The organism is Geobacillus proteiniphilus (assembly GCF_001908025.1).
Lineage (GTDB): Bacteria > Bacillota > Bacilli > Bacillales > Anoxybacillaceae > Geobacillus > Geobacillus proteiniphilus.
Map to the genome: position 1 here is coordinate 1 of NZ_MQMG01000082.1, position 9,708 is coordinate 9,708.

Genomic DNA, 9,708 nt, shown 5'->3' on the forward strand with positions numbered 1-9,708 from the left:
ATATTTAATAACATTTAATTAGACTATTATTCATGTAATAAGGAATGATGTTTCTTAATAATGGGCTGGTAATTAGAGCGGTTATTTATTGGAGGAATTGAATCATAGTGGGGGATAAACATGATATCAAGCAACTTCGAATTCTTAAAAGATAAGTGGGAAGTTCTCGCCCGTGTTGGGGAAACGGCGGAACGAAATGTATATCAAAATCCAAACGTGACGATTAGTGAGTTAAGAAAATTTGCAGAAACGATTACAAAATATATTTTAGCTTTAGAAGAAATTAGGGAAGAACGTGGAACTGATCAGCAAGAACGTCTAAGAGTTCTGTTTTACGAGCAAATTATCCCGAAAGAAATATATGACTTATTTACGGTCATTCGGTTGAAAGGGAATGAAGCGGTACATAATCCGAGTTATGGAGAAGTAAACGAAGCAAAAGCTTTATTGCATATGGCGTTCCGAATTGCAGTTTGGTTTATGGAAGTGTATGGCGATTGGTCATTCCAAGCTCCAGAGTATATCGAACCGACACCACAAACATCTATATCAGCAGATGAGTTGGATCATGTAGTTAAGTCATACGAAGAAAAGCTTGCTCAATTGGAAATAGAGCTTGAAAAGATACGGAAAGAACAGCTATATATTAGCAGTGAAGAAAAGCAAAAACGACGTGAATTTTCTCAACGTGCCATCGCTAACTTTGAATTGACGGAGGCAGAAACCCGTATTCTTATTGACCAACAATTACGAGATGCTGGATGGGAGGCTGACTCTGAAAAGTTACGGTTCTCCAAAGGAGTTCGTCCGGAAAAGGGGCGAAACATGGCAATTGCGGAATGGCCTTTAAAACGCGGTTACGCTGATTACGCGCTATTTATTGGCCTTGAACTAGTGGGAATCATTGAGGCGAAACGCGCCAGCAAAGATATTCCATCCGACATTGAACAAGCAAAAGAATATGCAAAATTAGTCGTTCGACATGGTAATGAAGTGATCCATGAGCCGTGGGGAGATTACTTTGTTCCATTTCTCTTTGCGACAAATGGGAGACCATATCTAAAACAGTTAGAGCAAAAATCAGGCATTTGGTTTTTAGATGCCCGAAAATCGACGAACCATCCACGCCCGCTGCAAGGCTGGTACACTCCTCGCGGGTTAAAAAAATTGTTAGAGCAAGATGTCGAACGTTCGGAACAATTTTTGCGTGATGAAAAATTTGATTATCTGAAATTAAGACCTTACCAAGTGAAAGCCATTCAAGCTGTTGAAAAAGCACTGGAAGAGAAAAAACGCAGTATTTTAATCGCAATGGCAACCGGAACAGGGAAAACGAGAATGGCAATTGGTCTCATTTACCGATTGCTCAAAGCAAAGCGTTTTCATCGAATTTTATTCCTTGTCGACCGAAAAGCGCTAGCGGAACAAGCAGAAAGTGCTTTTAAAGAAAGCAAGATGGAAAGTTTTCATACGTTCACCGAAATTTATAGCTTACAATCGTTATACGATCAAAAACCAGATGACGAAACGAAAGTGCATATCGCTACCGTACAAGGAATGTTAAAACGAATTTTTTATAACGACCGCTCGGAAGACATCCCGCCTGTGGATCAGTATGACTGCATTATTGTGGACGAAGCCCATCGCGGTTATACGTTAGATAAAGAAATGGATGAGGTGGAACTGCAATTTAGAGATCATCAAGACTATGTCAGCAAATACCGCAAAGTGCTCGATTATTTTGATGCCGTCCGCATCGGATTGACGGCGACGCCGGCACTTCATACGACGGAGATCTTTGGTCCGCCTGTCTTCACGTATTCTTATCGGGAAGCGGTAGTGGATGGCTATTTAGTCGACCATGAACCCCCGTATCAATTTGAAACGGTGTTGAAAAAAGAAGGGATTACGTGGGCGAAAGGGGAAACGGTCGATGTGTATGACACGGTGACAGGAACGATTTCTCAAGAGTATTTAGAAGACGAAGTCAATATTGATGTGTCTCAGTTTAACACAAAAGTCATTACGGAAAGCTTTAATCGTGTCATCATTCGTGAATTGACGAAATATATTTCTCCGGATGATGAAGGAAAAACGTTAATTTTTGCTGCCACTGATGATCATGCTGACTTAGTCGTTCGCCTTTTAAAAGAAGAGTTCGAAAAACTATACGGTGAAGTCGAAGACAACGCGGTGATGAAAATTACCGGTTCGATTAAAGATCCTTCTGGTGCGATCCGCCGTTTTAAAAACGAAAAATATCCAACAATTGTCGTTACGGTTGATTTGCTGACGACGGGTGTGGACGTGCCGGCGATTACGAATCTTGTCTTCTTACGGCGTGTTCGCTCGCGCATTCTGTATGAACAAATGTTAGGACGCGCAACGAGAAGATGCGAAGAAATCCAAAAAGACCATTTTAAAATTTTTGATGCGGTTGGGATTTATGAATCTTTAAAACCATATACAAGCATGAAGCCGGTTGTAACGCGTCCGAATATTTCGCTGACTCAATTAGTCGAAGAATTAGAGGGACTAGAAAAAACGGAACATCTTCAATATCAAAAAGAACAAATTATTGCCAAAATCCAGCGGAAAAAGCGGAAATGGTCCGATAGGCAGCACCAAGACTTTAAAGTGCTGTCCGGGGGCAAAACGGTCGATGAGTTTATCGATTGGGTAAAAGCCTTGCAGCCGGATGAATTACCTGTACAATTAAAAGAGTACAAGTCGATGTTCCGCTATATGGATGAAAATCGCTACCGGGAAAATAAGCAATATATTTCTAAACATGAAGATAAGTTGATTGCGGTAAAACGCGGATACGGAAATGCGGAAAAGCCAGATGACTATTTGCAATCGTTCGGTGAATTTATTCGCAACAATATGAACAAAATCCCAGCTTTAATGATTGTTTGTCAACGTCCAACCGAATTAACGAGAGAAGAACTGAAAAAACTGCTGCTCGAATTGGACCAAAAAGGCTTTTCCGAGAAAAAACTGCAAGCGGCATGGCGGGAGGCGAAAAACGAAGACATCGCGGCGGACATCATCGCCTTCATTCGCCAGCAAGCATTAGGCGATCCGCTCATTAGCCATGAAGAACGAATTAAAAACGCCATGAAAAAAATTTACCAAATGAAAGCATGGCCGCCGGTGCAAAAGAAATGGCTCGAACGCATTGAAAAGCAATTACTGCAAGAATATGTTCTTCATCCAGATCCGGAAAAAGCGTTTGAATATGAGCCATTTAAAAGCCACGGAGGCTTTAAACAATTAAATAAAATTTTCGACGGACAATTAGCTCACATCGTTCGGGAAATTAATTACAACTTATACAACTATCATTCTAAGAAGGAGCAAGCGTAGATGAACAACAGAGAAATCGTCCAAAAGCTATGGAATTTATGTAACGTGCTTCGTGATGACGGCATTACCTATCACCAATATGTGACAGAGTTAACGTATTTGCTGTTCTTAAAAATGATGAAAGAAACTGGTCAAGAATATATCATTCCAGAAAAATATCGCTGGGATTCGTTAGTAGAAAAAGACGGGATTGAACTAAAAGAGCATTATCAACAGTTGTTACTTGATTTAGGAAAAGAGGAAAATGAATTATTAAAGCAAATTTATACGGACGCGACATCGAATATTAGAGAACCAAAGAACCTAGAAAAAATTATTCAATCCATCAATAACTTAGATTGGTATAACGCGAAACAAGAAGGTTTAGGTGATTTGTACGAAGGACTGTTAGAAAAGAACGCGAGTGAAGTCAAATCGGGAGCGGGGCAATATTTTACGCCTCGCGTCCTCATTGATGTCATTGTAAAACTGGTCAATCCGAAGCCGGGCGAGCGCTGCCATGACCCTGCTGCGGGGACATTCGGCTTTATGATCGCGGCGGACCGTCATGTTCGTGAGCAAACGGATGATTATTTTGATTTGTCACAAGAAGAAATAGAGTTCCAAAAATATAAAGCTTTCTCGGGAGTGGAGCTTGTAAGAGATACGCATCGCTTAGCGATCATGAATGCGTTGCTTCATGATATTCATGGAGAAATCCTGTTAGGTGATACCCTCTCATCACTTGGTGAAAGTTTGAAAAATTATGATGTGATTTTGACGAATCCGCCTTTTGGAACAAAAAAAGGCGGCGAGCAGGCAACACGAACTGACTTTACCTTTAAGACATCGAACAAACAGCTAAATTTCCTGCAGCATATTTATCGAGCGCTGAAACCAAACGGGAAAGCCCGTGCTGCGGTTATTTTGCCTGATAACGTATTGTTTGAAGGTGGAGTTGGTGCTGACATTCGTCGTGACTTAATGGACAAATGTAATTTGCATACCATTTTACGCTTGCCGACAGGGATTTTTTATGCCCAAGGAGTGAAAACGAACGTCTTATTCTTTACTCGCGGGAAAACAGATGTCGGCAATACGAAAGAAGTATGGGTGTACGATTTACGTACAAACATGCCTTCCTTCGGTAAGCGGAATCCGCTAACTAAAGAACATTTTGAAGGATTTATTAAAGCTTACACAGCAGAAGACCGCCGTAAAGTCAAAGATGAGCGCTGGAATGTCTTTACTCGTGAAGAAATTGCGAAAAATGGCGATAGCTTAGATATTGGTCTAATTGCTGATGAATCCCTGTCCGTCTACGAAAACTTGCCAGACCCAATTGACTCCGCAGAAGAAGCGGTGGAAAAATTAGAAATAGCTATCTCTTTATTAAACGAAGTCATTGCCGAATTAAAAGCTGTCGAACAACCTAATAGCTACCAAATGACTTCTAAAGAAATACTAAAAGTGGCAGAAACATCTGAGGTGCTTGAAAAATGAGCAAAAAGAAACAAAAGTCTATCGAAGAACTACTCGAAGAAGCGTTAGTACCTGAAGAAGAACAGCCGTATCCAGTGCCGGAGAATTGGGTATGGGTGAGACTAGGTAGTATTACTAGGTTTATTGACTATCGAGGTAAGACACCTAAAAAAACTGAATCAGGTATAAGACTAATCACCGCTAAAAACGTCAGGATGGGTTATATTCAAGACGAACCTAAAGAATTTATTAGTGAAAAAGATTATGATTCATGGATGACTAGAGGGATTCCAAATGTGGGTGATATATTATTTACAACCGAAGCACCTCTAGGGAATGTGGCTCAATTAGATATTAATGAGAAAATTGCGCTCGCTCAAAGGATTATCACAATCTCCCCTTATCAGCCACTTGAAAAGACTTTCTTTAAATATTGTTTAATGAGTCCACAAATGCAAGCTCTAATTAAAAGTAACGCTACTGGAACTACTGTTTCTGGGATAAAAGCGAGTAGGCTAAAGGAAATAGAGGTGCCTTTAGCTCCCTTAAACGAACAAAAACGCATTGCTGAGAAGGTCGAGCGGCTTTTTGCTAAGCTTGATGAAGCAAAGCGGTTGATTGAAGAAGTAAAAGGGTCGTTTGAACTTCGCTGGGAAAGCATTTTAGACAAGGCATTTCGAGGAGAGCTAACTAAAAAATGGCGATCTAAGAACTCAATGACTGAAAAAGCTGATGATATTTTTAAAGAAATTCAAAAGGTCTATAAAAAAAGCAACAAAAAAGATGAACACGAAATTAATCCACCTTATCAAATCCCTCAAAATTGGAGATGGGTTAGATTAGGTGATATTGTCGATATTAACCCACCTAAGAAGAAGTTAGCGGATATAGAAGATGATCAAATTTGCACATTTATTCCTATGACTTCTATAAGTGATAAAACTGGTGAAATAGAAAATCCAGAAATTAGGGAATATGCTAAAGTAAAGAAAGGTTATACATTTTTCCTTGAGAATGACATTCTTTTTGCCAAAATAACTCCATGTATGGAAAATGGAAAAACAGCTATTGCGCAAAATTTAATAAATGGGTTTGGATTTGGATCAACAGAGTTTCATGTAATTAGAACAAACTCTTATATTAACATCAAGTTAATATATTATTTACTTCGATCTAAAAAATTTAGGATGGAAGCTAAAAAAGAAATGACAGGCGCAGTAGGTCAACAACGTGTACCAAAATCATTTTTAGAAAATTATTTATTTCCATTACCCCCAAAAAGAGAACAAGACAAAATTGTTGAGTTATTGGATAAGTTGTATGTTAAAGAAGTCGAAATTAGTAAAATAGAGACATTAGAAGGGGAAATAGATTCACTACGCCAATCTATCCTTAACAAAGCCTTCCATGGAGAACTTGGAACAAATGATCCAACTGAAGAAAGTGCAATAGAGCTTTTGAAGGAAGTTTTAAAATCCAGATAAAGGAAATTGAGTATACAACAATTTTGTCACTTTTTAATCGGCTGATTCAAAAAATTGTAAAATGAGTATACAACTTTTTTGTTACACCGTTCATGTCTCTGAACGGTGTTTTGCTTTTTCAATGGACTTTTCAGTATACAACTTTTTTGTCACTTAACAAGACTGTTGTTGAATGACAAAAAAAGCCTTATACTCGCGATCGTATCGAAGCGAAACAAATTCAATTCAGTTTGATTGGCAACGAGGATGGGATTCCAATTAGGGAGAAGGAAATAGGATTGAAGGGAATCGAGAAAGGTACCTAAAGGTGCTTTTCTCGATTTTTTATTTGGAACTAAAAGAGGAGACCTTCATGTCGCCAAACTAGTCATAGAAGAAGGAATCTGCTAAAGCCGGATAAAATCCAAATATAGCGGGAATAAAATTCCCCCTTCAAGATAAGCCCTACTGCAGCTAATTGAGTTTCTAAACTTATTTAGTCATATAAAAACTGCGCCTCCATTGGTTAGTGGTGTCTAACAATTGGAGTGCAGTTCATGATAGGTCATCATTTACCAGAAAAAAGTAGGAACCCTATACAGTTGATAAAGCAAGGCTTCGCAAAGGGATAAATTGGAATAGTAACAAAAATTTCATAATATAAGGAGTTTATCAAGATAAAAATATGGTATGATTTATAGAAAATGGATCTCCACCACAAAATGTACTTGACAAAAAAGTTTTTCATGATGAAGATGTAAAAAAAAGATAGGTTTCCATTTTTGGTTATTTTTGTTAAGTTGGAAGGGACACTACCATGCTTCTTCCTAAAAGTCAAGTACATCTTTCGGTGATGAACCTCTTTATTGAAAGATGCTTATACATACATATAAGGAGGGTTTTTATGAAGGATATCCGAATGACGGTGGTCCTTACGTTGTTGTTGCTATTGGTGCTAGTTGGCTGTGCCAAACCGAAAGTGGAGCAAACGGTAAAATTAGGTGGTGCGGTCAAAACAATCGGTGACCTAGTGGTGCTAAGCGGAAACAGCAATCTGCCAAAAGGCGCCGTCGTGCAAATTGTGATGAAAGAAATCGAGGGGGGCAAACAGGTACTCGAGGAAAAAGTAAACGTTGGGGAAGACGGAAGTTATTCATGGAGCGCGAAAAGACCGGAGCGAGCTAAGGAATATGAGCTGGATGTGATGTTTTTGCCAGAACTGCAGCCGAAGCACGTAAAAGAGAAGTATGGTGAAAAGGGAGAGCTTATCAAAAAAGACTCGTCGGGCAGAGTAGAATATCAAACAGACGGACAAACCTATGTAGGAATTAAAATGTATGACCGCATCTTGAAAATAGGCGATGGAATGGGAGGACAGCAATCCATGTTAGCAGAAACATTGCCTCCCCCGGCACCATCTTATTAAAATGCAAGCACTGGCAGCTTACAGCCGAAAGGAACATCAAGCAATCGGTTGCCCATGCTCCGAAGGAGGGGGATCAGCCTTATGAAGAAATGGAAACTCGCCTTGACGGTGCTGGCGGATTTGTTGCTTACCATTTTCACGATTATGGCGATTATCGCGTTTGCGCAAAGCTATTCCTTGTTTCCGAGCCCGCAAATGGTCACGGTATTTTGGCAGCAATTTCAGCAGCTGTTTTGGAGCTTTTTTTCTATTCGTGATATAACGGTTTCGCTCTCGCAATGGCACAATGCTCCCCTGCTCTCAACGATGATGGAGCCGTATGCCTATTCCCTTATTATTTTATGGGGGGCGCTGGCTGTTTCCTTCCTTATAGCCGTTACGGGAGCCTACATCTGCTTTTTGCTTCCGCGTCCGCTGCAAAAAATGGTTAAAGGAATCGCGTTTTTTCTTGAGTCGATCCCCGATGTTATTTTTATTTTTTCTACGCAACTGTTTGTCATCTGGGTGTTTAAAAAGACAGATTTGCTTATTGTCAATCCTGTTGCCGGTTTTGACAATGTATACGTGCTGCCGATTGTCATGATTTCCATTTTGCCTTCCATTCTGCTGTTCCAAATGACATTTCTTGCGTTTACGGAGGAAAAAGACAAGCCATACGTCGAATATGCGCTAGCGAAAGGATTGTCAAAAACGGCAGTGCTATGGCGCCATATGTTCCGCAACGCGCTGATCACCGTGTTTTCTAACGTCCAATATTTGTTTTGGTTTATGCTGTCGAACTTGTTAGTGGCGGAATATTTGTTTAATATGCACGGATTGTTCCGGTTTTTGTATGAGCAGCTCCATACGCCGGAAGTAGTGGCTATCGGTCTTGCCATGCTGTTTTTGCCGTTTTACATCATTGATGTGGCCGGGAAACGAGTGATTGCTTATTTGACGGGAATCGAGAGGGGGGTAGCGTGATGCGCGCATTCCGCAACGTTTATTTTACGATAGGGTTTATCATCGCGGCCGGTCTATTGCTGGCCAGTTTTTTATATTCTTATTGGCTGAAAGACATCATTCCACAGCCGCCGAAGCAGATCTACAATGAGGCTGGTCGGCTCGTTGACGTTCCTCCGTACCCGCCGAGCTGGGCCCATCCGTTTGGCGTCGATCGCCAAGGCGAAGATGTGTTTTGGAAGGTCATCGATGGGGCGAAATATACGATTTTCACCGCATTGGCGGTCAGTTTGCTGCGGCTGGCGTTCGGGACGGTCGGCGGAATCATGTATGCTTTTTATTTACAGAAATTTCGTTTTATTGCCGAGTCCATCGTCCGCGCCTTTCGGTTTGTGCCGGCGATATTTTTAACGATGCTCTTTTTTGCTTTCATTCCATTGGAGGAGCAAGGAGCTGGAATGGGAGTGTTGATAAAACAACTATTGGTGCTTGCGGCTGTTGCGCTTCCGCCGTTAATGCTGGTCATCGGCAATGATATCGCTGTCTTTTTGCAAAATGAATTTGTCGTTTCTTCCCGGCTGATGGGAGCTGATAACGTTTGGCTCATCCGCAAGCACGTTCTCCCGTATATGCGGCCGCGGCTGTTTTTGCTGTTTACCCAGCAGACGGTGCAGTCGCTCTTGCTGCTTGTGCATCTCGGGGCGTTTCAAATATTGCTAGGAGGCGTAAAAGTTATATATGATTCCGATGGGTTGGGCCCTCCGGAGAAGGTGGCGCTCTCCCTTTCGAACGAATGGTCCGGCTTGATCGGTCTTTCCTATCGGGAAATGATGCTTGACCAATGGATTGTTGTCGGGCCGTGTGTTGCCTTTATCGTTGCCATTTTTGCCTTTAAATTAATGGGAAAAGGGTTAGAGCAAGTAATTGCTGGAAAAGGAAAACGGAAGCAGCGGAAAAAGCAATGGAGTTCATCGGGAAAACCTGCTTCTTTTCCGCCGCAGCAGGGCGATTTTGAATTTGTACTTTATAGATAGGCTATCCTGAAAA

At 40.9% G+C, this 9,708-nt stretch carries 6 protein-coding genes; all 6 read left to right on the top strand.

Annotated elements, in window-relative coordinates:
* Window positions 1–123: 123 nt before the first annotated feature.
* The 6 genes from hsdR to BRO54_RS18035 all read left to right on the top strand — a co-directional run bounded on the left by hsdR (window position 124) and on the right by BRO54_RS18035 (window position 9,695).
* Window positions 124–3,369, top strand: coding sequence for a type I restriction-modification system endonuclease (gene hsdR / locus BRO54_RS18005; protein ID WP_033024536.1), 3,246 nt, complete (start codon window positions 124–126; stop codon window positions 3,367–3,369).
* Window positions 3,370–4,851 (top strand): class I SAM-dependent DNA methyltransferase, encoded by a 1,482-nt coding sequence (locus BRO54_RS18010; protein ID WP_033024503.1) that lies wholly within the window; start codon window positions 3,370–3,372, stop codon window positions 4,849–4,851.
* Window positions 4,848–6,314 carry a restriction endonuclease subunit S gene (locus BRO54_RS18015; RefSeq protein ID WP_033024504.1) on the top strand — a complete coding sequence of 489 codons (1,467 nt, stop codon included), beginning with the start codon at window positions 4,848–4,850 and terminating at the stop codon, window positions 6,312–6,314. The genes BRO54_RS18010 and BRO54_RS18015 overlap by 4 nt, the downstream gene beginning before the upstream one ends.
* 883 nt (window positions 6,315–7,197) lie before the next feature.
* Entirely contained in the window at window positions 7,198–7,719 is a 522-nt protein-coding gene (locus BRO54_RS18025; RefSeq protein ID WP_008881522.1) for a hypothetical protein, read from the top strand.
* 81 nt (window positions 7,720–7,800) lie between these two features.
* On the top strand, window positions 7,801–8,682 hold the full coding sequence (locus tag BRO54_RS18030) for an ABC transporter permease subunit (protein WP_011229688.1): 882 nt from the start codon (window positions 7,801–7,803) through the stop codon (window positions 8,680–8,682).
* Complete coding sequence (locus tag BRO54_RS18035; protein ID WP_047757490.1) at window positions 8,682–9,695, top strand: ABC transporter permease; 1,014 nt, start codon at window positions 8,682–8,684, stop codon at window positions 9,693–9,695. Before BRO54_RS18030 ends, BRO54_RS18035 begins: the two co-directional genes overlap by 1 nt.
* The last annotated feature ends 13 nt before the right edge of the window (window positions 9,696–9,708 follow it).